24 protein-coding genes are annotated in these 23,078 nt (G+C 69.4%); 11 read left to right on the forward strand and 13 right to left on the reverse strand.

Annotation, left to right across the window (positions count from 1 at the left end; genetic code table 11):
* Positions 1-119: 119 nt before the first annotated feature.
* Positions 120-1,127, forward strand: a complete 1,008-nt coding sequence (locus AB7U46_RS09155; RefSeq protein WP_428336654.1) for a hypothetical protein — start codon at positions 120-122, stop codon at positions 1,125-1,127.
* Here AB7U46_RS09155 and AB7U46_RS09160 read toward each other — a convergent pair.
* Positions 1,124-1,708: a GNAT family N-acetyltransferase gene (locus AB7U46_RS09160; protein ID WP_428336655.1), complete on the reverse strand. Its 585-nt coding sequence runs from the start codon at positions 1,706-1,708 to the stop codon at positions 1,124-1,126. The genes AB7U46_RS09155 and AB7U46_RS09160 overlap by 4 nt on opposite strands.
* The gene (gene mobA / locus AB7U46_RS09165) at positions 1,708-2,295 is read right to left on the reverse strand and encodes a molybdenum cofactor guanylyltransferase MobA (protein WP_428336656.1); all 588 of its coding nucleotides are present in this window, start codon (positions 2,293-2,295) and stop codon (positions 1,708-1,710) included. Before mobA ends, AB7U46_RS09160 begins: the two co-directional genes overlap by 1 nt.
* Before the next feature lie 96 nt (positions 2,296-2,391).
* Here mobA and AB7U46_RS09170 point away from each other — a divergent pair, with 96 nt between their 5' ends.
* Positions 2,392-3,129 carry an AzlC family ABC transporter permease gene (locus AB7U46_RS09170; protein WP_428336657.1) on the forward strand — a complete coding sequence of 246 codons (738 nt, stop codon included), beginning with the start codon at positions 2,392-2,394 and terminating at the stop codon, positions 3,127-3,129.
* On the forward strand, positions 3,126-3,464 hold the full coding sequence (locus AB7U46_RS09175) for an AzlD domain-containing protein (protein WP_428336658.1): 339 nt from the start codon (positions 3,126-3,128) through the stop codon (positions 3,462-3,464). Before AB7U46_RS09170 ends, AB7U46_RS09175 begins: the two co-directional genes overlap by 4 nt.
* Before the next feature lie 47 nt (positions 3,465-3,511).
* On the opposite strand, the gene AB7U46_RS09180 is transcribed toward AB7U46_RS09175, so the two are convergent.
* The 4 genes from AB7U46_RS09180 to AB7U46_RS09195 all read right to left on the reverse strand — a co-directional run bounded on the left by AB7U46_RS09180 (position 3,512) and on the right by AB7U46_RS09195 (position 7,120).
* Complete coding sequence (locus AB7U46_RS09180; RefSeq protein WP_428336659.1) at positions 3,512-4,138, reverse strand: hypothetical protein; 627 nt, start codon at positions 4,136-4,138, stop codon at positions 3,512-3,514.
* A 54-nt stretch (positions 4,139-4,192) separates the two neighbouring features.
* On the reverse strand, positions 4,193-4,327 hold the full coding sequence (locus AB7U46_RS09185; RefSeq protein ID WP_428336660.1) for an aa3-type cytochrome c oxidase subunit IV: 135 nt from the start codon (positions 4,325-4,327) through the stop codon (positions 4,193-4,195).
* Between the two features lie 61 nt (positions 4,328-4,388).
* A complete protein-coding gene (locus AB7U46_RS09190; RefSeq protein ID WP_428336661.1) occupies positions 4,389-5,432 on the reverse strand; it encodes an MBL fold metallo-hydrolase in 1,044 nt (347 codons plus the stop codon).
* Positions 5,429-7,120, reverse strand: a complete 1,692-nt coding sequence (locus AB7U46_RS09195) for an acyl-CoA dehydrogenase (RefSeq protein ID WP_428336662.1) — start codon at positions 7,118-7,120, stop codon at positions 5,429-5,431. The genes AB7U46_RS09190 and AB7U46_RS09195 overlap by 4 nt, the downstream gene beginning before the upstream one ends.
* 126 nt (positions 7,121-7,246) lie before the next feature.
* Here AB7U46_RS09195 and AB7U46_RS09200 point away from each other — a divergent pair, with 126 nt between their 5' ends.
* Positions 7,247-8,200: an L-threonylcarbamoyladenylate synthase gene (locus AB7U46_RS09200; protein WP_428336663.1), complete on the forward strand. Its 954-nt coding sequence runs from the start codon at positions 7,247-7,249 to the stop codon at positions 8,198-8,200.
* 121 nt (positions 8,201-8,321) lie between these two features.
* On the opposite strand, the gene AB7U46_RS09205 is transcribed toward AB7U46_RS09200, so the two are convergent.
* Complete coding sequence (locus tag AB7U46_RS09205; RefSeq protein WP_428336664.1) at positions 8,322-8,885, reverse strand: YqgE/AlgH family protein; 564 nt, start codon at positions 8,883-8,885, stop codon at positions 8,322-8,324.
* Positions 8,886-9,035: 150 nt separating this feature from the next.
* Here AB7U46_RS09205 and AB7U46_RS09210 point away from each other — a divergent pair, with 150 nt between their 5' ends.
* Entirely contained in the window at positions 9,036-9,836 is an 801-nt protein-coding gene (locus AB7U46_RS09210; protein WP_428336665.1) for a protein-disulfide reductase DsbD domain-containing protein, read from the forward strand.
* On the opposite strand, the gene AB7U46_RS09215 is transcribed toward AB7U46_RS09210, so the two are convergent.
* The 3 genes from AB7U46_RS09215 to AB7U46_RS09225 all read right to left on the reverse strand — a co-directional run bounded on the left by AB7U46_RS09215 (position 9,837) and on the right by AB7U46_RS09225 (position 15,713).
* A complete protein-coding gene (locus AB7U46_RS09215; RefSeq protein ID WP_428336666.1) occupies positions 9,837-13,280 on the reverse strand; it encodes an efflux RND transporter permease subunit in 3,444 nt (1,147 codons plus the stop codon).
* 3 nt (positions 13,281-13,283) lie between these two features.
* Positions 13,284-14,741, reverse strand: a complete 1,458-nt coding sequence (locus tag AB7U46_RS09220; RefSeq protein WP_428336667.1) for an efflux RND transporter periplasmic adaptor subunit — start codon at positions 14,739-14,741, stop codon at positions 13,284-13,286.
* Positions 14,742-14,873: 132 nt separating this feature from the next.
* Complete coding sequence (locus AB7U46_RS09225; RefSeq protein ID WP_428336668.1) at positions 14,874-15,713, reverse strand: uracil-DNA glycosylase; 840 nt, start codon at positions 15,711-15,713, stop codon at positions 14,874-14,876.
* 96 nt (positions 15,714-15,809) lie between these two features.
* Here AB7U46_RS09225 and AB7U46_RS09230 point away from each other — a divergent pair, with 96 nt between their 5' ends.
* Genes AB7U46_RS09230 through AB7U46_RS09255 form a run of 6 tightly spaced genes read left to right on the forward strand, consistent with a single transcriptional unit; the run spans position 15,810 to position 20,258 of the window.
* Entirely contained in the window at positions 15,810-16,778 is a 969-nt protein-coding gene (locus AB7U46_RS09230) for an aspartate carbamoyltransferase catalytic subunit (RefSeq protein WP_428336669.1), read from the forward strand.
* Positions 16,771-17,256: a hypothetical protein gene (locus AB7U46_RS09235; protein ID WP_428336670.1), complete on the forward strand. Its 486-nt coding sequence runs from the start codon at positions 16,771-16,773 to the stop codon at positions 17,254-17,256. The genes AB7U46_RS09230 and AB7U46_RS09235 overlap by 8 nt, the downstream gene beginning before the upstream one ends.
* On the forward strand, positions 17,253-17,882 hold the full coding sequence (locus AB7U46_RS09240; protein WP_428336671.1) for a hypothetical protein: 630 nt from the start codon (positions 17,253-17,255) through the stop codon (positions 17,880-17,882). The genes AB7U46_RS09235 and AB7U46_RS09240 overlap by 4 nt, the downstream gene beginning before the upstream one ends.
* Positions 17,879-19,153 carry a dihydroorotase gene (gene pyrC, locus AB7U46_RS09245; protein ID WP_428336672.1) on the forward strand — a complete coding sequence of 425 codons (1,275 nt, stop codon included), beginning with the start codon at positions 17,879-17,881 and terminating at the stop codon, positions 19,151-19,153. The genes AB7U46_RS09240 and pyrC overlap by 4 nt, the downstream gene beginning before the upstream one ends.
* A gap of 18 nt (positions 19,154-19,171) precedes the next feature.
* Entirely contained in the window at positions 19,172-19,783 is a 612-nt protein-coding gene (gene plsY / locus AB7U46_RS09250; RefSeq protein WP_428336673.1) for a glycerol-3-phosphate 1-O-acyltransferase PlsY, read from the forward strand.
* Positions 19,784-19,832: 49 nt separating this feature from the next.
* Positions 19,833-20,258 (forward strand): DUF805 domain-containing protein, encoded by a 426-nt coding sequence (locus tag AB7U46_RS09255; protein WP_428336674.1) that lies wholly within the window; start codon positions 19,833-19,835, stop codon positions 20,256-20,258.
* 150 nt (positions 20,259-20,408) lie between these two features.
* Here the strand turns inward: AB7U46_RS09255 and AB7U46_RS09260 are convergent, their stop codons facing one another.
* From AB7U46_RS09260 to AB7U46_RS09270, 3 genes are read right to left on the reverse strand one after another with little or no spacing between them, the layout of a single operon-like run.
* Positions 20,409-21,779 (reverse strand): glutamate--cysteine ligase, encoded by a 1,371-nt coding sequence (locus tag AB7U46_RS09260; RefSeq protein ID WP_428336675.1) that lies wholly within the window; start codon positions 21,777-21,779, stop codon positions 20,409-20,411.
* Between the two features lie 54 nt (positions 21,780-21,833).
* Positions 21,834-22,346, reverse strand: coding sequence for a hypothetical protein (locus tag AB7U46_RS09265; RefSeq protein ID WP_428336676.1), 513 nt, complete (start codon positions 22,344-22,346; stop codon positions 21,834-21,836).
* Positions 22,343-23,068, reverse strand: coding sequence for a 16S rRNA (uracil(1498)-N(3))-methyltransferase (locus AB7U46_RS09270; RefSeq protein WP_428336677.1), 726 nt, complete (start codon positions 23,066-23,068; stop codon positions 22,343-22,345). Before AB7U46_RS09270 ends, AB7U46_RS09265 begins: the two co-directional genes overlap by 4 nt.
* Positions 23,069-23,078: the final 10 nt, after the last annotated feature.

Genomic DNA, 23,078 nt, shown 5'->3' on the forward strand with positions numbered 1-23,078 from the left:
ACAGCGTCGAGGTCCGCACCCCGGGCGGCGAGCGCAGCTATGAGATTCTGACCGTCCGCTTCATCTGACGAACCTGAGCGAAGGGCACCGGCATGTGCGAGCCCAAGGCAGAGAAACCGATGGAAAAGGCCCCGGTCGCGGGCCTCTCCCCGCGTGCGCCCGAGGCCGCGCGGGTGAGCGCGACGGAATGGCTGGCACTGCTGCTTTCCGCCGTCTGGCTCGGCCTCGTCGCGCTGTTCTGGCTTTTCGTGCCGCATAGCGGCTCTGGGATCGACGCCGCCTCGCTGGTGATGACGGTGGTCGGCATCGTGCTGCCGGTGGTGATGATCTGGGTCGCCGCGGTCACCGCCCGCACCGCGCGCGAGATGCGCGCCGAGGCGCAGGCGCTGAAGGCCTCGGTCGAGGCGATGCGCTCGGCCTGGCTGAACCAGAACCAGATCCGCGCCGGCCAGTCGCTCGAGAAGAAGCTCGACGAGGTCGCCAATGCCGCGCGGCAGGCAGAATCGGCGCTCGCCACCTTCACCTCGCGCCGCGACGGCACCGCGACCCAGCCCTCCGCCGACCGCAAGGCGGCGCTGGTCGCGCCGAAACCAACCGCCCCCGGCGAGGATCAGCCGGTGCTCGCGCTCGGCACCCCGGCGGAGGAGCTCGCCACGCCGGTCTCGGTCGCCGATTTCATCCGCGCGCTGAACTTCCCCGACAATGCCGAGGACAAGGAAGGCTTCCGGGCGCTGCGCCGCGCGCTCGAAGACCGCACCATGGCAAAGCTGATCCGCGCCGCGCAGGACGTGCTGAACCTGCTCTCGCAGGACGGGATCTTCATGGACGACCTCACCCCCGACCGCGCCCGGCCCGAGCTTTGGCGCCGCTTCGCGCAGGGGGAACGCGGCCGCGAGATCGCCGCGCTCGGCGGCGTGCGCGACCGCTCCTCGCTTGCGCTCACCGCGGGGCGGATGCGGCAGGACACGATCTTCCGCGACGCCGCGCATCACTTCCTGCGCCAGTTCGACCGCACCTTCTCGGAATTCGAGCGCAACGCCACCGACCAGGAGGTCGCCGAACTCGCCGAGACGCGCACCGCCCGCGCCTTCATGCTGCTCGGCCGCGTCACCGGCACGTTCGACTAAAGCGCGCGCTCCATCGCGAAACGCGAGCGGAAGCCGAAGATCAGCGCGGTGAGCCGGCTGTCCGCCCGCGCCGAAACCCGAAAGCCGAGCCGGTCGTAAAGCGCGCGCGCGCGCAGGTTCTCCCCCACGACATCGAGCCGCATCAGCGCGAAGCCGCGCATCTGCGCCTCGCGGCAGAGCGCCTCGACCAGCGCGCCGCCAAGGCCGCACCCCCGGGCCGTGTCGCGCACCGCGAGCCCGTCGACCGAGATCTCCCCGGGCGCGAGATCCTGCGCCAGCACCGAAAGCGCCAGCGCCCGCCAGAAGGCGCCGAAATGGCCGTAGACCGCGATCAGATCGGCGCGGGTGCCGCCGACGAAACTGCTCCGCTGGGTGCGATAGCCGATCACCCCGGCGATCGTGCCGGCCTCGTCCGCGGCGACGATGACGTGATCGGCGTCCATCACCCGTTCGATGAAGGCGAGCGCCTTGCGCTCGGGCCCCATCACCCGGCCGAGCTTGCCGCCGAAGGCCTGCCAGTAAAGCCGCGCCGCCTGCGCCCGCTCGGCGGGGGTGACGCCGTGGCGGATCGAAAGCCGCATCAGCGCGCCCCCGGCCGGGCCGCGAGCCGCGCCTCGGCGGCGGCGAGGTCTTCGGCGGTGTTGAGATTGGCGAAAGGATCCTCGGCGCCCGGGAATTTCACCGCGACCGCGCCGTCGAGCAACGCACGCAGACGCCGCTCGCCGGTGGCGTAAAGCGCGTCGACGACGAACCCCATCGTCAGCGGCCAGAGCGCGGCGGTGTAATGCGCCCGCCCGGCGTGGGTGGCATAGGCGAGATCGTCGGGCGCGGCGAGCCGCTCGACCAGATCCGCGGGCAGGAAGGGGGTGTCGGTCGCCACCGTGACGAGCACGTCGGCCTCCTCCTCCTCGGCCCAGGCAAGACCGGCGCGCAGCCCGGCGACCGGCCCCTGCCCCGCCTCGCCCGGCAGGTCGGGCAGCACCGGCACGCCGTAATCGTCGAAGCGCTCCGGATCGCCATTGGCCGAGATCGCGAGACAGTCGAGCTGCGGCGCGAGCCGCTCGATCACATGCTCAATCAAAGGCTTGCCGGCGAGCGGCAGAAGCGCCTTGTCCGCGCCCATCCGACGCCCCTCTCCCCCGGCCAGAATCAGACCCGCGATGCGCATATTGCCCCCGATACAATCGCGCCCTTGGCGGCGCGCCCCAGCGGCCCTAGAACTGGCCCATTGCCCGCAAATCCTCAAGCCCCTGCGCAGGCCCCCATGCCCGAAACCTCCCCGCCTTCCGCCGCCTACTGGCGCGGCCTTCGCAACGGTCTGCCGTTCCTTCTGGTGATCGTGCCCTTCGGCGTGCTCTTCGGCGTCGCCGGCAACGAGGCCGGGCTGAGCCTCGTCGAGGTGATGGGTTTCTCGATCCTGGTGATCGCGGGGGCGTCGCAATTCACCGCGCTGCAGCTGATGAACGACCATGCGCCGACGATCCTCGTGATCCTCACCGCGCTTGCCGTGAACCTGCGGATGGCGATGTATTCCGCGTCGCTCGCGCCGCATCTCGGGCAGGCGGGGCGCTGGCAGCGCGCGCTCATCGCCTATTTCATGATCGACCAGTCCTATGTCGTGAGCGCGCAGGACTATGAGCGCGCGCCGCGCCAGAGCCTGCGCCAGAAGCTGGCCTTCTATGCCGGGGTCTGCACGCCACTCTGCCCGACCTGGTATGTCGCGACCCTCGCCGGCGCGCTCGCGGGCAAGGCGATCCCGCCCGCCTTCGCGCTCGATTTCGCGGTGCCGGTGACCTTTCTCGCGATGATCGCGCCGATGCTGCGCTCGGTCCCGCATCTGGTCGCGGCGGCGGTGTCGATCGTGGTCGCGCTCTTGCTTGCGATGCTGCCGGCGGGGCTTGGCCTGCTCGTTGCGGCCGTCGCGGCGATGGTGGCCGGGGCGCAGACCGAGCTCTGGCTCGCACGCCGCACGGCGCGCAGCGGCACGGGAGACATGGAATGATCCGCGATTTCTACGGCACCCCGGCGATCTGGGCGATCATCGTCGCGCTTGGCGTCGGCACCTTCTTCCTGCGCTATTCCTTCCTCGGGCTGATCGGCAACAAGCCGCTGCCCGAATGGGCGCTGCGCTATCTGCGCTATACCGCCGTGGCGGTGCTGCCCGGCCTCGTCGCGCCGCTCGTGCTCTGGCCGCAGGCGACGGGGGGCTCGCCCGACCCGGCGCGGCTGCTCGCGGCAGGGGCGACGCTCGCGGTGGGGATCGCCACGCGCAACACGCTCGCCGCGATCATCGGCGGGCTCGCGGCGCTTTACCTCGGGCTCTGGCTGATCGGCTGATCCGGGCCGCGACGCGAAGCCGCGACGCCGGCGCCGAAGACGGTTGATCAGAACGGCCGATTGGTGCCGTGCGTGGCCTCTTCCTGCTCGATCATCAGCACCCCGGAATTGTCGTCGGGGTCGTTGTCGTAGTGATCCTTGCTCACCACGCCGGGCAGCTCGCCGAAGGCCTTCGACAGTTTCAGCGGCGAGAAGGTGCGCGGGATGCTCTCGAAACCGGGGCTGTCATGCAGCACCGCCGAGGTGTCGTTGGCGCACATCGCCTTGTTCACGGCGCCATTGATCTCGGCGCGATGGATCATCGCATCGGCCTGCGCCAGCGTCACCGGCACGCGCTGCTCGCGCACATACCAGGTCTCACGCGCGTGGTAGTCGATGTAGAATTTGTACATCCGGTCGGTGATGCCATAGTCGACATCGTTCCGCTCCGGCACCCAGGGGTGATACCAGCTTCCCGCCGGGTCGAAGATCACCCGCTGCGAGCCGTCGATCATCAGCGCCGAATGGCCGCCCGCCCCGGTATGGGTCGAGATCACGGTGAACAGCGTCACCGAAGGCGGGTTGCCGGTATGCACCGCCGCCTTCTGCACCGCCTCGTCCGGCGCCCAGACAGGTTGCGCCCCGCAGGCCGCGAGCGCGAGCGGCAACAGCAGGCAGATGATGAGTCGGCGCATCTGCCTGACCTCTCACTCTCTAAGACGTTGAATCCCTGAGCCTACGGCCCGAATTCAGCCGTTTGCGAGAGCGAGAAACACCAGAAAGGCAAGGATGACAACCACTGCCACGGTCACGAAATGCACAAATCCCGCGAATGTCTTTTCCTGGACACGGATGTCCATCTTGCCCGGAACATAGTCGCTCATCGGCTCTCCTCCCTGATCTCCCTGACCAAGGGGTAGCGCATGTGCGACATCCTGTCACGCCTCAGCGCAGCGACCAGAGCCAGATGCCGTCCTCCACCTCCCGCGTGACCTCGTCGCGCAAGAGCAGGTGGTTGAGATGCGCCATCGCCTCGACCAGGGCGAGGCCATATTCGCCCTCGCCGATCGGGCGCTTGAAAAGCGCGGGGAAACATTGCGCGGCGCTCTTCGGCCCCTGCGCGAGCAGGCCGCGCAGCCGGTCGAGCGCGCCGGTATGGTTCTCGATCATCTGCCGCAGCCGCAGCGGCAGCCCGCGGAAGGGCAGCTTGTGGCCGGGCAGCACGAGATGCTCGTCGCGCGCAAGCGGCTGGAAGCTGCGGCAGCTTGCCAGCCAGTCGGCCACCGGATCGGCCATCGGCTCGGTCGCGTAGACGCCGAGATTGGCGGAGATCGAGGGCAGAAGCTGATCGCCGCCAAGGATCAGATCGTCATCCTCGCTCCAGAGCGTCGCGTGATCGGGCGCATGGCCGTGGCCGATGCGCACGCGCCAGCGCCGCCCACCCGCCGCGATCAGATCGCCCTCGGCGATATTGCGGAACCCGAGCGGCAGCGGATGCACGCAATCGGCAAAGTTGAAGGGCCGCTCGAGCGACCGGCGCGCATGCAGGTCGCGCTCCATCCCGGCAAGGCGCCAGTAATCGAGCGTTTCCGCGACCGGCACCGGCTGTTCGTCGAGCTGCAGCATCCGCGCGAACAGCCAGGAGGTCCGTGTCGTCCAGAGCTCGGCGCCCCAGGCCTGCAACAGGCCCGCGAGACCGATGTGATCGGGGTGGTAATGGGTGACGAGCACGCGGGTGACGGGCTTGCCCGCCAGCGGCCCGAAAAAGGCCGCCTCCAGCGCGGCGCGACAGGCCGGCGTGTCGATGCCGGGGTCGACCAGCGTCCAGCCCTCGCCGTCATCGAGCGCATAGGCATTGACGTGATCGAGCGCCATCGGCAGCGGAAGGCGCAGCCAGAGCACGCCTTCCGCAACTTCGATCGTCTCGCCCGGGGCCGGCGGATCGGGCCAGGGGTAGCGCAGCCCTTTCCGCTCGGTCCCCTTGGTCATGCGCTCAGGTCTTCGACCGAAAGCGCATAGAGCCCGGCCGCCCCTTCGCGCGCCTCGGCGAGCGCGGCCGCGAATTGCGGCAGCAGCCGGCGGATATAGACCGCGGCGAGCTTGGCATGACGCGAGCCGGCGCCCTCGGCAAAGGCGGCGCGCAGGTGGTAATGCGCGCCGAGCACGCGGGCGAAGGCTTTGAGATAGGGCACCGAACCGGCGAAGCGGTCCTGCATGTCCTGGCCGATCATCCACTCGGTATGCTCGCGCAGCGTCTCCGCCGCTTCCCAGACCTGTTCGGCGAGATCGGGCAGCGCCTCGCGCGCGGCCTTGGCGTCTTCCTCGACCTCCTGCAGCAGGCGGAACGCGGCCTTGCCGCCGTCCATCATCTTGCGCCCGACGAGGTCCATCGACTGGATGCCGTTGGTGCCCTCGTAGATCGCGGTGACGCGCACGTCGCGGAAATACTGCGCCGCGCCGGTTTCCTCGATGAAGCCCATGCCGCCATGCACCTGGATGCCCTGATCGGAAACCCACATGCCGGTGTCGGTGCCATAGGCCTTGGCGATCGGGGTGAGCAGCGCGGCGCGCGCGGCCCAGGCCTCGTCACCGGTCGCATGGCCAAGGTCGATCGCCACCGCACAGGCGAGCGCGATCGAACGCGCGGCAAAGACTTCCGCCTTCATCTCGGCGAGCATCCGGCGCACGTCGGCATGCTCGATGATCGGTTTGAACTGCACCCGCTCCTGCGCATAGGCCAGCGCCTTCTGATAGGCGCCCTCGGCGATGCCGATGCCCTCGACGCCGACGTTCAGACGCGCGTTGTTCATCATCGTGAACATCGCCGCCATGCCCTTGTTCGGCCCGTCGACCATCCAGCCTTTCGCGCCCTCGAAGCTCATCACGCAGGTGGGCGAGCCGTGCAGACCCATCTTGTGCTCGAGCGAGACGACCTTCAGGCTGTTCGCCACGCCCGGCTCACCGTTCTCGTCGGGGATGTATTTCGGCACCATGAAGAGCGAGATCCCCTTCGTGCCCGGCGCGCCGTCGGGCAGGCGGGCGAGCACGAGGTGGCAGACGTTCTTCGTCATGTCCGAATCGCCCCAGGAGATGAAGATCTTCTGCCCGGTGACCGAATAGGTGCCGTCGCCGTTCGGCTCGGCCTTGGAGCGCAGCGCGCCGACGTCGGAACCGGCCTGCGGCTCGGTCAGGTTCATCGTGCCCGACCATTCGCCCGAGATCAGCTTCGGCAGGTACAGCTCCTTGAGCTCGTCCGAGGCGTGGTGTTCCAGCGCGTCGATCTGGCCCTGGGTCAGCAGCGGGTTGAGCTGCAGCGCGAGGTTCGCGCCCGACATCATGTCGTTCACCGCGATCGCGAGCGTCAGCGGCAGGCCCATGCCGCCGTATTCCTCGGGCGAGGCGATGCCGACCCAGCCGCCCTCGGCGATCTGCTCATAGGCTTCCTTGAAGCCCGGCGAGGAGCGCACCACGCCGTTCTCGAGCTTCGCCGGCGTCAGATCGCCATTGCGGATCAGCGGCGCCATCACCTCGTCGCAAAGTTTGCCGGCCTCGGTGAGGATCGCCTCGACCGTCTCTCCGGTCGCCTCCGCGAAGCGTTCGGTCGCGCTCAGCGGTGCGAGCGGCACGACCTTGTCGAGAATGAAGCGAATTTCCGAAACCGGCGAGCGGTAGGCCATATCTTCCTCCTTGGCGCGCTTGGCAATAACGAAGGGCGCGCGTATGTCCTGTAAGTCCGGCGCCAAGTTACCGCAAGGGAAGGCGCCTTCAACCACAACGCGACGTCACGCAAGAGGAAAGCCGCTATGACCCGACGTCTTGGCTCGGACACCGCAGGGCTTGCGGAAGCGGCCGCGCTTCTCTCCGCGGGAAAGCTTGTCGCCTTCCCCACGGAAACGGTCTACGGGCTTGGCGGCGATGCACGCTCGGGCACGGCGGTGGCGGGGATCTATGCCGCGAAAGGGCGGCCCCGGTTCAACCCGCTGATCGTGCATGTGGCGACGATGGAGATGGCAGAAAAGGTCGCGCGCTTCTCGCCGCAGGCGCAGGCGCTGGCCGCCGCCTTCTGGCCCGGGCCGCTGACGCTGGTGCTGCCGCTGCGCCCCGCGGCGGGGATCTCCGATCTGGTCACCGCCGGGCTCGACACGGTGGCGGTGCGGATGCCCGCGCATCCGGTCGCCCGCGCGCTGCTCGCCGCCTATGGCGGCCCGGTCGCCGCGCCCTCGGCCAACCCCTCGGGCAAGGTGAGCCCGACGACCGCCGATCACGTGCTCGAAGGCCTGTCGGGCAAGATCGCCGCGGTGGTCGATGGCGGGCCCTGCGCGGTGGGGGTGGAATCGACGATCGTCATGCTCGACCCGCCGACGCTCTTGCGCCCCGGCGGCCTGCCCGCCGAAGCGCTCGAGGCCGCACTCGGCGCGCCGCTCACCACCGGTGGCGATGCGCAGAAACCGAACGCGCCGGGGCAGCTCAGCTCGCATTACGCGCCGGGCGCTGCGGTGCGACTGAACGCGACGGCGAAGCAGCCGGGCGAGATCTGGATCGGCTTCGGCCCCGCCTGTCCGGGCGCCGAAATCACCCTCTCGCCCACCGGCGATCTGGTCGAGGCCGCCGCGCATCTCTTCGGCGCCCTGCGCGAGGCCGACCGGCAGGCGCAGGCCGCAAAGGCCGCGACGATTGCCGTGGCCCCGATCCCGGAAACCGGCCTCGGCCGCGCGATCAACGACCGGCTGCGCCGCGCCGCGGCCCCGCGCGGCTAGGGGGCGGAGACTCCCCCGAGGTATTTTGGGCAAGGTGAAGGACTATCGCTTTCATCTTGCCAAAAATACCTCGGGGGTGAATTTCCGAAGGAAATGAGGGGGCAGCGCCCCCTCCCCGGCCTCAGGCGTGGCCCGCCGTCGCCGAAAGCGTGCGCGGCTCGATCCCCATCGTCGCCAGCGCCCGGGTCCATTTCGTGCCGTATTCGCCGCCGAGCGCGATCTCGTCGTTGCCCTCGGCGATGAGCCAGCCATTCGCGAGGATCTCCGCCTCGAGCTGCCCCGGCCCCCAGCCGGCATAGCCGAGCGCGAGCAGCCGCCGATGCGGGCCGCAGCCCGCCGCGATATCCTCGAGCACGTCGCGCGTCGCGGTCATCGCCATGTCGGTCGAGATCGGCATCCCCGCGCCGCCGCGCCCCTGCCATTCGCGCGAATGCAGCACGAAGCCGCGCCCGGTCTCGACCGGGCCGCCGAAGAGGATCGGCGTCACCTCGGGCCGGTCGGAGGCGGTGACCGGAATGCCGAGCTGTTCGAGCAGATCGCCAAGCCCCGGCTCCGGCAGCGGCTTGTTCACGATCAACCCCATCGCCCCCTCGGGCGAATGGGCGCAGATCGCCACCACCGAATGATCGAAGCGCGGATCGCCCATGCCGGGCATCGCGACGAGGAGTTTGCCGGTCAGGTCCATGATCTGCCTTTCGCGAAACGGGGATATGTTTCAAAGGTGGGCGCATCGCCCCCGCCGATCAAGGCCCGCGCGCATCACTCGCCCCCGATCGCGCGCAATTGGCGCGTTTGTGACTTGGCCTGCGCGGGAAAGCGGCGCTATCCGGGAAACATGATCCGATTCACCTGCCTCGCCCCGCTGCTCCTCGCCGCCGCCCCGCTCGCCGCGCAGGACGCGCCCGCCCCGCTGCCCCCCGGGCTCGAGGGGGCCGAACTGCTCGACGGCTGGCAAGCCCCCGACGGGCACCGCGTCGCCGCGATCCGGATCGACCTCGACCCCGGCTGGAAGACCTATTGGCGCACGCCGGGCGATGCCGGGGTGCCGCCGCGGATCGACTTCGCCGGCTCGCACAACGTCGCCGGGGTGAAGGTGATCTGGCCCGCGCCGGTGGTCTTCGACCAGAACGGGCTGCGCACCGTGGGCTACCATGACGAGATGATCCTGCCGCTCGAGATCACCCCCGCCGATCCCTCGGCGCCGGTGCGGCTCAATGCCGATCTCGACATGGGGGTCTGTCACGACATCTGCGTGCCGGTGCAGCTTGAACTCGACGCCGATCTCGACGGCCCGGGCGCGCCCGATGCCGAGATCCGCGCCGCGATGGCGGCGGAGCCCGCGCCGCGCCCCGGGGCGGCGCATTGCGCGCTCGAACCCATCGCCGACGGCATGCGCGTCACCGCGACGATCGACATGCCGCCGGCGGCGGACGAGGTCGCGCTTTTCGAGCTGCGCTCGACGCCGATGTGGGTGTCGGATTCGGAATCGTACCGCGAGGGCGGGCAGATGATCGCCAGCGCCGAATTCGTGCCCGAAAGCGGCAAGCCCTTCGCGCTCGACCCGGGCGATCTGCGCATCACCGTGCTGAGCGCGGCGGGCGCGGTGCAGATCGACGGTTGCCCGCAGGCGGAGTGATCACTCCGCCGCCGTCACCGCCGCCGCGCCCCGGCTGAGCCGCGCGCCGACAAGACCCGCGATCAGCGTGATCGCCGCGGCGAGCAGCACGAAGAGGCCAAGCGCCATCCCCACCCCCTGCCCCGCGACGATCGCCCGCCCGAGCGTCGCGGCGAAGGCCAGCGCCAGCGCCGCCATGGCCCCGCCCAGCGCAAGCCGCAGCCCCTGCGCGGCGCCATGCCGCCCGCCAAGCCCGCGCCGCAGCGCGCGGATGTCGCGGCCGAAATCCTGCCCGACCGCGAGCGCCGCAGGCACCACGATCAGCACGATCACCATGCCGAAGCCAAGCCCGTAGACGAGGGTGATCACCGTCGGTTTGAGGAACAGCGCGGAGGAGGATTTCTCGTAAAGCAGCGGCCCCAGGCCCAGCACCGTCGTCAGCGTCGTCAGCATCACCGGCCGCAACCGGTCCGCCACCGCATCGACGATCGCCGGCGCCAATCCGCGCCGCTCGGCATATTCGTCGACGGTCGAGATCAGCACGATCGCATCGTTGATGATGATCCCGGTCATCCCGATCAGCCCCACGACAGAGAACATGGAAAGCGGGATCCCCCAGTGCCAATGCCCCCAGAAGGCGCCGATCAGCCCGAAGGGGATCACCGACATCACCACGATCGGCCGCGTCCAGGAGGCGAAGATCCAGGCGAGCACGATGTAGATCCCGATCAGACAAAGCGCGAGGCCAAGCATCGCATCGGACATGAAGTCCTTTTCCTGCTGCGCCGCGCCCGAAAGCGTCCAGTCGACGCCGCGCTCCTCGGCGATGCGCGGCAGGATCACCTCCTGCAGCTGGCGCTGGATCTCGTTGGCGCGTGCGGCATTGTCCTCGGCGATATCGCCGGTCACCGCGACGAGGCGCAGCCCGTCCTCGCGCCGGATCGTCGAGAAACCGGTGGTCGAGCGCACGGTGACGATGTCGCTCAGCGGCACCCATTTGCCCGCGGGGGTACGCATCTGCATCCGGTCGGTGAAATCGGCGGTGAGCTCGCTTTCGGGCAGCTCCACCCGGATCGCGGCGGAGCGGGTGCCGTCGGGGTAGGTCGCGGCCTCGGTGCCGTTGAGCCGCGCGCGCAGCTCACGCGCCAGCGTGTCGATGTCGAAGCCGAGCGCCGCCCCCTGCGGCGTGAGATCGAGGATCAGCTCCTCCTTGTCATAGGCGAGATTGTCCTCGAGCGCGGAGACCTCGGGAAAGCCGGAAAGCGCCGTCTTCAGGTCTTCGGCCGCCTCCTTCAGCGTGCGGCTCTCGGCGCCCGAGAACTGCACCGAGATCCCGTCCGACGAGGGCCCGGCGCGGAAGGAGCGGAACGAAAGCTCCTCGAGCAGCGGCATCCGCGCCGTCTCCGCCTGAAGACGGGCGACGAAATCGGCGGAGGAATAGGGGCGGTAATCGGAATCGATCAGCTCGACCGAGATCGAGCCGAGCAGATCGGTGTCCTTGCTGTCGGCCGAGGCGAGCGAGCGCCCCGAGGCGCCGCCGACCTGCGCGATCGCGTAATCGACCGGATTGCGGCCGAACTCCGCCGCATATTCCTTGCCGACCTTGTCGACCGCCGCCTGCAGCGCCTGCATCTGCGCGACGGTATCTTCGCGCTTCGCCCCGGCGAGCATCGCGAAGGCGCCCGAGACCGAGCTTTGCTCGGGCGGATTGAAGAAGCGCCATTGCACCGCACCGCCCAGCACCAGCGCGACGGCGGAGGCGAACAGCGCCACCGCCCCGGCAAGCACCGCATAGCGCGCGCGCAGGATGCCCCGCACCAGCGGCCGCATCAGCCGCACCCGCACCACCTCGAGCCCGGCATTCACCTTGCGCGAGGGCCAGTCGTACCACGCCCCCTGCGCGGTATGGGCGAGCGCATGGCTCATGTGGTTGGGCAGGATCAGGAAGCATTCGATCAGCGAGGCGGAAAGCACCGCGATCACCGTCCAGGGGATGTCGGTCACCATCCGCCCCATCGAGCCGCCGATGATCGTGAGCCCGGCGAAGGCGACGATCGTCGTCAGCGTCGAGGCAAGCACCGGCGAGGCCATCCGCCGCGCGCCCTGCTCGGCGGCGAGCACCGGATGCTCGCCAAGTTCGCGGGCGCGGAAATCGGCATGCTCCCCCACCACGATCGCGTCGTCGACCACGATGCCCAAGGTCAGGATCAGCGCGAAGATCGAGATCATGTTGAGCGTCATGCCGCCGAGGTACATCACCGTCAGCGCCGCGGCCATCGCGGTCGGGATCCCCATCGCCACCCAGAAGGCGGTGCGCGCATTGAGGAACAGGAACAGCAGCACGACGACGAGGACGAGCCCCTGCGCGCCGTTCTTCATCAAGAGTTCAAGCCGCTGAGTGATCAGTTCGGAGCGCGTGCGGATCAGGTCGATCGAGGTGCCCGCGGGCAGCGTCGGCTCCATCGCGGCGACGACTTTCTCGACCTTGTGCTGCAGCGCAATCGCATCGCCCGCGGCCGAGCGCGAGACGTTGATCGTCATCGCCGGATCGGTGCCGACGAAATAGGCGCGCGCGCGGTTCGCCCCCTCGACCCGGATCTGCGCGACATCGCCAAGCCGCAAAAGCGAGCCGTCGTCATTGGTGCGCAGCACGAGCTGCGCGAGATCGCGCGCGGAGCGCCGCTCCTCGCCGGTGCGCACCCGCGCGGCACCCCCCGCCACATCGCCCGCGGGCGAGGTCGCGGCCTCGGCGGCAACCACCGCCGAGATCTGGCTCAGCGTCACGTCATGGCGCATCATCTGCGCGGTCGGCACCTCGATCATCGTCTGCGGCGCGGCCATGCCGAGCACCGTCGTCCGCGTCACGCCCACCGCGTAAAGCCGCGTCACCAGCTCGTCGGCAAGACGGCCAAGCTGCTCGGGCGGCAAGGGCCCGGTGACGACGACATCGGTCACCGTGTCGCGCCAGACGCCGCGCTCGACCACCGGGTCGTCGGCCGCCTCGGGCAGATCGCCCGCCGAGGCGATCGCCTGCTCGACGTCGTTCACCGCGCGGCCCATGTCCCAGCCCGGCTCGAATTCGAGGGTGATCAGCGCCTTGCCCTCGGTCGCGCGGCTTTCGGAACTGTCGACCCCCTCGACCGTGATCAGCGAAGGTTCGAGCACCTGCACGATGGCGCGATCGACATCCTCCGCCCCCGCGCCCTCCCAGGTGACGGTGACGTTCACCTCCTCCACGACCGAATCGGGGAAGAACTGCGCGCGCATCTTCGGCACGGTGACGGCCCCGATGCAGAGCATCACGACCAGCAGCAGATTGGCGAGCGTGCGGTGCCGGGTGAAAAGGCCGATGATGCCGCGCGCCGGCGGCAGCGGATCGTCCGGGCGCACGAAATCGCCCTCGGCGCGCGCGGCCTCGGCGGCGGCGGCATTGGCCTCGTCGTGGATCTCGCGCGGATCGGTCATCGCTCAGCCCCCGATCCGCTCTTCGAGCCGCGCGACCACATCGGCGGGCACCGCCTCTTGGGCGAGCTGCGCGAGCATCCGCGCCTTGGTCTCGGCGGGCATCCGGCTGTTGCCCTCGACAAAGGCGATGAGCTTCGCGCGCCGTTCCGCATCGAGCACCACCGTCGCCGGCGCCGCGGCCTGATCAGCGCCCGCGCGCAGCGGCCGCAGCTTCAGCCTCGCGCCCAGAAGCGGCGTGCGCTCGGCCACGATCTCCTGCCCGCTCGCAAGATCCGCGGCGCGGATCAGCACAGAGTCGCCCTGCCGGTGCAGCACCTCGACCGGCACCGCCGCCAGTCGGTCCTCGGGGCCAAGGAGCAGCACCGTACCATCGGCACCAACCGCCGCGGCCGGCACCTGCGCGACATTTTCAAGCGCGGGCTCATCGAGCGTCACGGTGACGAAATCGCCGGGCTTGAAGGCGCCCGGCGCCTCGAGCCGCGCGAAAAGCAGCCGCCCGGTCAGCCCGGTCTCGACCGCGGCGCCCGCGCGCACCAGCACCGCCTCGGCGGTCAGCATGTCGCGGCCAAGATCAAGCCGCACCTGCGCCCGCGCCGGGATCAGCGCGCCGCGCGCATCGGTCAGCCGCGCGAATTGCGCGGTCGAGACGCGGAAAGACACTTCGAGCGCGGCCGGGTCGATCAGCGTGCCGAGCATCTCGTTGTTCGACACCACCCGCCCCTTCACCGCGCTGATGCCCGAAAGCTGCCCGGCGAATTCGGCGCGGATCTCGGTGTCGCGCAGCTTGCGCTCGGCCTCGCTCAGCGTGATCTCGGCGCGCCGCAGCGCGTTCTTCGCCTGATCGAGCCCAGCCTCCGCCGAGGAAAGCGCCGAGCGCCGGCTCAGCACCGCCTGATCGGCGGTGGAAACGGCCAGCTCGGCCACCTCGGTATCGGCCTGCTTGCCGAAGCCCTTCGCGTCGATCGAGCGCTGACGTTCGAGCGCGGAGCGGCGCAGATCGGCCTGCCGCGTGGCCGCCACGAGGTCATCGCGCGCGAGATCGAGGCTACGCCCGGCAAGCGCAAGGGCCGATTCCGCCTCCGCCTTCGAGGCGACGGCGCTGTCGCGCGCGGCCTTCGCCTCGGCCGGGTCGAGCTGCACCAGCAGCTCCCCCGCCGAGACCGATCCGCCCTCCTCGAAATTCGGCGAAAGCTCGGCGATCGTGCCCGCCGCCGGGGCCCGCAGCTCAAGCTCGCGCGCGGCACGGATCTCGCCATAGGCGGTGAGCTCGGGCGTGCGCGTGGTGAAGTCTAGGGCCACGACATTCGCGGCAAAGACCCGCTCGCGCGCGGCGGCGGGGCGGCTCGGCCCCTGCCCGCGGGCATCGAGCGCGGATTTCACCACGAAGCCCGCCGCGGCGAGCAGCCCGAACGTGAGGGCGGCGAGAAAGAGGCCCATCAGGGAGCGGGTCAGAAAGCGCATCGGTCTGTCCTGTGGCGGAGGCCGTAAGAGGGTATCTATGCCTTTGGGTTACGCAACACTGTGCCGCAATCCTACGCGCCGAAGTGTCGCTTCCGGCCCTGTTCACGCGATTGTCAGGGCGCAAGCGTGTTGTCAGGGCGCAAGCGCGTTCAACCTTGCGCGCAAAGCGAGCAGATCGGCCCAGGCCTCGCGCTTCGCATGCGGCTGGCGCAGCAGGTAGGCGGGGTGCGTCATCGGCAGCGCGGGGCGGCCGAAGGCCTCCGCCCATTTGCCGCGCAGCCGCAGGATGCCGCGCTGGCCCAGCGCCGCGGCGCAGGCGGCATTGCCCATCAGCACGATCAGATCGGGATCGGCAAGTTCGACATGGCGGCGCAGGAAGGGCAGCATCTGCGCGATCTCGAGCGGCTCCGGGTCGCGATTGCCCGGCGGGCGCCAGGGCAGCACATTGGTGATGTAGAAGGCGCCCTCGGCATCGGGCGTCTCGCGGGAAAGCCCGATCGCCGCGAACATCTTGTCGAGCAGATGGCCGGCGCGCCCGACGAAGGGCTTGCCCTGCACGTCCTCGTCGCGGCCGGGTGCCTCGCCGATGATCATCACCCGCGCCTTCGGATTGCCATCGGCGAAGACGGTCGACTTCGCGCCCTTCTTCAACTCGCAAAGGTCGTAGGCGGTGATCGCCTCGCGCAGATCGTCGAGGCTGCGCGCGCGCTCCGCCGCCGCCCGCGCCACCGCAACCGGATCGGGCCCCTCCTCGCGCTGCGGGCGCACAACGGCCAGCTCGGGCGCCGGGCGCGCCTGCGCCGCCGGCTCGGGCGCGGGTTCGGCCGCGCGCATCCGCGCCAGCGTGTCGGGCAGATCGTAGCTGTTCACCGGCGCATCGCCCACCGCCTCCGTCACGCCAAGCTCGACAAGCCATTCAAGCGCGGCGAGCGCGGCATCGGCGTCGAGATCGGGGGCGGCGTGGTGTTCCATGGCAAAGCTATGCCACGCCCCCGCCCCCGGGGTAAAGCCGCTGGACGCCTGCCCCCCCTTTTGCCATAAGCGTGCGCGACAACATCGGAGGCTGGCATGTCATTCCGCGCGCGGCATCTTCTGGGCATCGAACATCTCGCCCCCGACGAAATCCGGACCGTCCTCGATCTCGCCGATCGCTATGTCGATCTCAACCGCCGCACGGTGAAGCGCACCGATGCGCTGGCGGGGATGACGCAGATCAACATGTTCTTCGAGAACTCGACGCGCACGCAGTCGAGCTTCGAGCTCGCCGGCAAGCGGCTTGGCGCCGATGTGATGAACATGTCGATGCAGACCTCCTCGGTGAAGAAGGGCGAGACGCTGATCGACACCGCGCTGACGCTGAACGCGATGCACCCCGATCTGCTCGTGGTGCGGCATCAAAGCTCGGGCGCGGTCGATCTGCTGGCGCAGAAGGTGAACTGCGCCGTGATCAACGCGGGCGACGGCAAGCACGAGCACCCGACTCAGGCGCTCCTTGATGCGCTCACCATCCGCCGCGCGAAGGGGCGGATCCAGCGCCTCACCGTGGCGATCTGCGGCGATGTCGCCCACAGCCGCGTCGCGCGCTCGAACCTGATCCTGCTGGGCAAGATGGAGAACCGCATCCGCCTGATCGGGCCGCCGACGCTGATGCCCTCGGGCATCGGCGAGTTCGGCTGCGAGGTCTATGACGACATGCGCGAGGGGCTGCGCGACGCCGACGTCGTGATGATGCTGCGCCTGCAGAAGGAACGGATGGACGGTGGCTTCATCCCGTCCGAGCGCGAGTATTTCTTCCGCTACGGGCTCGACGCCGAGAAACTGGCCTTCGCCAAGCCCGACGCGATCGTGATGCACCCCGGCCCGATGAACCGCGGCGTCGAGATCGACGGCACGATCGCCGACGACATCAACCGCTCGGTCATTCAGGAGCAGGTGGAGATGGGCGTCGCCGTGCGCATGGCGGTGATGGATCTGCTCGCGCAGAACCTGCGCGCCGAGCGCGGCCGCGCGCTGGTCGAGGCGGAACGCGATGTCTGAGATCGAGCGCGACAGCGTCCACAACTATCGTCCCGGCCCGCAAAGCGAATTGCCGCTCGACCCGGGCGAGAAGGTCACCGCCGTCTTCGAACCCGATCCGAAGCGCTACTGGTATGACACCGCGGTGCTTGCGGGCTTTGGCATCGTGCTCGTCGGCGCGGCGCTCGCCTGGATGGGCCGGATCGAGCAGATCGCCGTCGCCGCCGTGGCGATCGCCGCCGGCATGGGCCTGCGCGCGCTCTATTTCCGCTCGGAGGCCTTCGCGCGGCGCTGGCAGCTGACCGACCGGCGCCTCGTCGGACCGCAGGGGCGGCAGGTGATGCTGCTCGAGATCAAGCAGGTCCGCCGGCTGATGGGCGATGTGCAGATCGTCACCAAATCGGGCGACAAGAACCTGATCAAGCATCTGGGCGACAGCGCCGCGGTGATGGCGACGATCGAGGCGGCGCGGGCGAAACGCGCCAAGGTGAAGCATTGAGCGGGCAGGACGAAACGCCCCCTCCGGTGCCCGGCACGACCGGGGCCGAACCGGTGATCCTTGCCGAACCGAAGGCGCCGACGCCGCCCCCTGCCCCCTCCGTGCCGCAGGTGCCCCGCAGCGGGGATGATGCGACCGCGGGCTGGGACGGTGTTCTCGAGCCCGGGGAAACCGCGGTCTGGTCGGGCGCGCCCGCCCCCGCCGGACGTGGCGGCAGGTTCGTTTCCGACATGCTCGCCCCTGCCTTCTTCGTAGTGATCGGCCTAGCCGTCGCGAACAGCGGCGGCAGCGCCGCGCTGATCGGGGTGGGCTTTGCCGCGCTCGCCGTCTGGCTCACCGTGCTGCGCAAGCGCGGCCGGGCGCGCGTGACGGCGACCGTGCGCTACCTGCTCACCGACCGCCGCGCGGTGATCGCCACCCCCACCGCGGGCGCGCCGCGCATCGAGAGCTTTCCGATCACGGCGCAGACCCGCATCCGCCTTGCCGGCAATGGCGTCTTCTTCGACGAGCGCCGCATCACCGACCGCGACCGCGGCGTGAAGGTGATGCCCGCGGGCTTCACCGGCCTCGCCGATGCCGGCGCCGTCCACGACCTCTTTCTCCAGATCCAGAGAAGCATGCGATGACCCTCTTCCTTGAAAACGCCCGCCTGATCGACCCCGAGACGCTGCGCGAGACCTCGGGCAATGTGGTGATCGACAATGGCATCATCGCCGCGATCGGGCCGATGGCCGCGCCCGGCGGCGCCGAGGTGATCGACTGCGCGGGCAAATGCCTCGCCCCGGGGATCATCGACATCGGCGTGAAGATCGGCGAGCCGGGCGAGCGGCACCGCGAAAGCTTCCGCACCGCGGGCCTTGCCGCGGCGGCGGGCGGCGTGACCACGGTGATCGCGCGCCCCGACACCTCACCCGCGATCGACACGCCCGAGACGCTCGAATTCGTCACCCGCCGTGCAGCCGAGGCGCCGGTGCGCATCCGCCACATGGCGGCGCTGACGAAGGGCCGCGCCGGCCGCGAGATGACCGAGATCGGCTTCCTGATGGATGCCGGCGCCGTCGCCTTCACCGATGCCGATCACGTCGCGACCGACACCAAGGTTCTGAGCCGCGCCTTCACCTATGCGAAATCGCTCGGCGCGCTGGTCGTCGGCCATCCGCAGGAGCCGGGGCTGAGCCATGGCGCCGCGGCGACGAGCGGCAAGTTCGCGAGCCTGCGCGGCATCCCGGGCGTCAGCCCTATGGCCGAGCGCATCGGGCTTGAGCGCGACCTCGCCCTCGTCGAGATGACCGGGGTGCGCTACCACGCCGATCAAATCACCACGGCGCGTGCGCTGCCCGCGCTCGCCCGCGCGAAGGCCGCGGGCCTCGACGTCACCGCCGGGGTCTCGATCCATCACCTGACGCTGAACGAATTCGACGTCGGCGACTATCGCACCTTCTTCAAGCTGACGCCCCCGCTGCGCAGCGAAGACGACCGGCTCGCCGTGGTCGCGGCGCTGGCCGAGGGGGTGATCGACATCATCTGCTCGATGCACACGCCGGCGGATGAGGAAAGCAAGCGCCTGCCCTACGAGGAGGCCGCTGCCGGCGCCGTCGCGCTGGAAACGCTTCTGCCCGCGGCGATGCGGCTTTATCATGCCGGGCAGCTGAGCCTGCCGCAGCTTTTCCGCGCGCTGAGCCTGAACCCCGCGAAACGCCTCGGCCTGGCCCAGGGGCGCATCGCCGAGGGCGCGCCCGCCGATCTGGTGCTGTTCGACCCCGATGCGCCCTTCGTCCTCGACCGCTTCGCGCTGCAGTCGAAATCGAAGAATACCCCCTTCGACGGCGCCCGGATGCAGGGCAAAGTGCTTGCCACATTCGTCGGCGGGGTGCAGGTTTATTCCAACGACAAATAACAACAACGAGGCAGCAGTATGCCGGAAATCGGGAACGGGCCCGCGGTCTTGGCCGCGGTGGCGCTTTTGGGCTATCTGATCGGGTCTGTCCCGTTCGGTGTGATCGTCACGAAACTGATGGGGCTGGGCGATCTGCGTCAGATCGGCTCGGGCAATATCGGCGCGACCAACGTGCTGCGCACCGGCAACAAACCGGCGGCGCTCGCCACGCTGGTGCTCGACGGCGGCAAGGGCGCGGTGGCGGTGCTGCTCGCGCGCCTCGTGCTCGGCAACGAGACCGCGGCACAGATCGCGGGCGGCGCGGCCTTCATCGGCCATCTCTACCCGGTCTGGCTGAAGTTCAAGGGCGGCAAGGGCGTCGCCACCTTCCTCGGCACGATGATCGCGCTTGCCTGGCCGGTGGGCATCGCCGCCTGCCTTGCCTGGCTCGTCACCGCGCTTGTCAGCCGGATCTCCTCGCTCTCGGCGCTGGTCGCCGCCGCCGCCTCGGTGCCGTTCTGCCTCGCGCTCGGCCATCGCGAGCTGATGCTGCTCGCCGCCACGATGGCGGTGCTGATCTTCTGGCGCCACCGTGCGAATATTCAGCGCCTGGCCGCGGGGACGGAACCGCGGATCGGCCGCAAGACTTGATTTCGGGCGCTGCGCGCGCCCGATGAGCCATCAGCCGAAGGAGGCCCGAATGAATTTTCCGACCGCGATACGCAGCTGCCTGCAGAAATACGTCACCTTCTCGGGCCGCGCGAGCCGGCCGGAATACTGGTGGTTCGTGCTGTTCCTGATCCTCGCGCAGCTCGTGCTGAACATCCTCGACACCGCGATCTTCGGCACCGGAGAAGTGACCCGCGGCCCGGGCTCCATTTCCTGGGTCAGCCACGGCGGCCCGCTTTCGGCCATTTTCCTGCTGGCGACGCTGCTGCCCGGCCTCGCCGTCGCGGTACGGCGCATGCATGACCTCGGCAAATCGGGCTGGTGGCTGCTGATCGCCTTCGTGCCCTTCGTCGGCGGGCTCGTGCTGCTCTATTTCCTCGTGCAGCCCTCGCAGCCGATGACGAACCAGTTCGGGCCGATGCCCGCCGGCACCGTGCCGCCGCTGCCGACCGCGTAAGAGCAGGGGCGCTGCCCCTCCTGGCCTGACGGCCAGTTCACCCCGGGATATTTCTCCTCTGTAGAAGACAGCTTCTATAGAGCGGAAATATCCCGGGGGGCTCCGGAACGGAGCGGGGGCGGCGCCCCCTCCCCACCCGATCAAAGCGACTCAGTAGCTGTATTCGGCGTAGATATGGCTCAGATCGCCTTGCCAGCGGCCGTGGTATTTCTCGAGCAGTTCATCCGCCGGCACCTTGCCGCTTTCGACCGATTCCTCGAGCGCGTTGAGGAAATGCGTCTCGTCCGGGATCAGCCCGCCGGCGCCCGGCTTTGCCCGCGCGGCAAGACCCTGACGCGCGATCGAAACCACTTCGCGGGCGAGATCGTGCAGCTTCACGCCACCATATTCGCCCTGCAGCGCATCCTTTGCCGCCGCGCGCCGCAGCCCCTCACGGATGTCGTCATTCCAGCCCTTCGCCAGATCCCAGGCGGCATCCAGCGCGCCCTGGTCGTACATCAGCCCGACCCAGAGCGCGGGCAGCGCGCAAAGCCGCCGCCAGGGGCCGCCATCGGCGCCGCGCATCTCGATGTATTTCTTCACCCGCGCCTCGGGGAAGACGGTGGTCAGGTGATCGGCCCAGTCGCTCAGCGTCGGCTTCTCGCCGGGCAGCGCGGGGAGTTCCCCCTTGAGGAAATCGCGGAACGACTGGCCCAGCGCGTTGATGTATTTGCCGTCGCGATAGACGAAATACATCGGCACATCGAGGACGTAATCGACGTAACGCTCATAGCCCATGCCCTCCTCGAAGAAGAAGGGCAGCATGCCGGTGCGCGACGCATCGAGGTTCTGCCAGATATTCGCGCGCCAAGACTTCATGCCGTTCGGCTTGCCGTCGAGGAAGGGCGAATTGGCGAAAAGCGCGGTGGCGACGGGCTGCAGCGCGAGCGCCACGCGCATCTTCTTCACCATGTCGGCCTCGCTGGCGAAGTCGAGATTCACCTGCACCGTGCAGGTGCGGTACATCATCGTCTTGCCCATGGTTCCGACCTTGTCCATGTAGCTCGTCATCAGCCGGTAGCGCCCCTTCGGCATCATCGGCATCTCGTCCTCGCGCCACTCGGGCGCGGCGCCAAGGCCGATGAACCGCGCGCCGATGCGCTTGGCGATGCGATGCACCTCGGCGAGGTGTTCGCCCACTTCCTCGCAGGTCTGATGGATCGTCTCGAGCGGCGCGCCGGAAAGCTCGAGCTGCCCGCCCGGTTCGAGGCTGACATTCGCGCCATTGCGCGTCAGCCCGATGATGTGCTCCTGCTCGTAGACCGGCGCCCAGCCGAAATCGTCGCGCAGCCCCTCGAGCATCGCCTTGATCGAACGCGGCCCGTCATAGGGCAAGGGCTTCAGCACATCCTTGCAATAGCCGAATTTCTCGTGCTCGGTGCCGATACGCCAGTCGTCCTTCGGCTTCTCGCCCGAGGCGAGATACTCCGCAAGCTGGCTGAAATCTTCGATCGGGCCGCCGCCCTGTTGCGGAATGGACATCGCGCCCTCACTCTCTTTTCGGGAAGCAACAGGTGGCGCCATCGGGCGCCCAAGTCAAGGGAGCGTGCGATCCCGCCTGTGCCACAGACTCTGTGCGGGGGCGCGCGAGGAGAGCGCCGCGGTGAGCGCGCCCATCTCGATCCCCGGCAGGCTCGCGAAAGCGTCGAAGAGCGCGGGCGCGCCGGCCGCCGCGGTCGGGATCAGCAGCGCCTGACCATCGCCGGTCCTGAGCCGCCAGTAATGCACCCCGCGCAGGGTGAGCAGCCGGATCTCGGCCAGATCCTCGAGCGCGATGTAGCCGCCCATCACCGTGCCGCCGGCGCCGAAATAACCGATCCGCCCCTCGTCGATCTCGACGAGGCCGGGGTCGGTGACCGGGCGCGCAAACCGCGACCGGCGCCAGGCGTGCAGCGCCCAGGCCGCGGCCAGCGCCGCAAGCCCGAGGCCGATCGCGGCGAGAAACCAGCCGCCGCGCGTCGCGATCCAGAGGCCGAGAAGAAAGACGAGCGCCGCGACGATCGCCTCGGCATGACGGGTGAGGGCCTCGCGCAGCGCGGGGCGGATCACCGCCAGTCCCCCAGCGCCGCCTGCCAGAGCGTGATCGCCGCACTGGCGGCGGTGTCGGCGCGCAGGATCCGCGGGCCGAGCGAGACCGGGGTGACGAAATCGCGCCCGCGCAGCCAGGTGCGTTCCCCCTCGGAAAACCCGCCCTCGGGCCCGATCAGGATCGCCCAGGGCCCGGGGGCGAGACCGGCGAGGGTTTCCGCCGCACCGACGAGGCTCTCGTCGGCCCAGAGGATGCGGCGCGCCGGATCCCAGCCTTCGAGCGCCTTGCGCAGCGGCTGAAGGTCGCAGACCTCGGGGACATAGGTGCCGAGGCATTGCTCGGCCGCCTCGCGGGCATGGGCCTGCAGCCGGTCCTGCCGGATCCGGGCGGAATTGGTGTAGTCGGTCGCCACCGGCAGCACCCGCGCACAGCCAAGCTCCGCCGCCTTCTCGACGATGAAATCGGTGCGCTCCTTCTTGATCGGCGCGAAGAGAAGCCAGAGGTCGGGCGGAGCGAGCTGCGGCGCGGCCTGTTCGAGACAGGCGAGCACGCCGCGTTTCTTGCCGGCCTCGACGACCTCCGCCGTCCATTCCCCGTCGCGCCCGTTGAACAGCGCGACCCGCGCGCCCACGGCCAGCCGCATCACCGCAAAGAGGTAATGCGCCTGATCCGCATCGAGCGGCACGGCTTGCCCCGCCCCCAAAGGGTGCTCTACACACAATCTGATCTTGGCACGTTCCATGAGGCGAAAT

The organism is Paenirhodobacter sp. (assembly GCF_050177655.1).
GTDB lineage: Bacteria > Pseudomonadota > Alphaproteobacteria > Rhodobacterales > Rhodobacteraceae > Rhodobacter.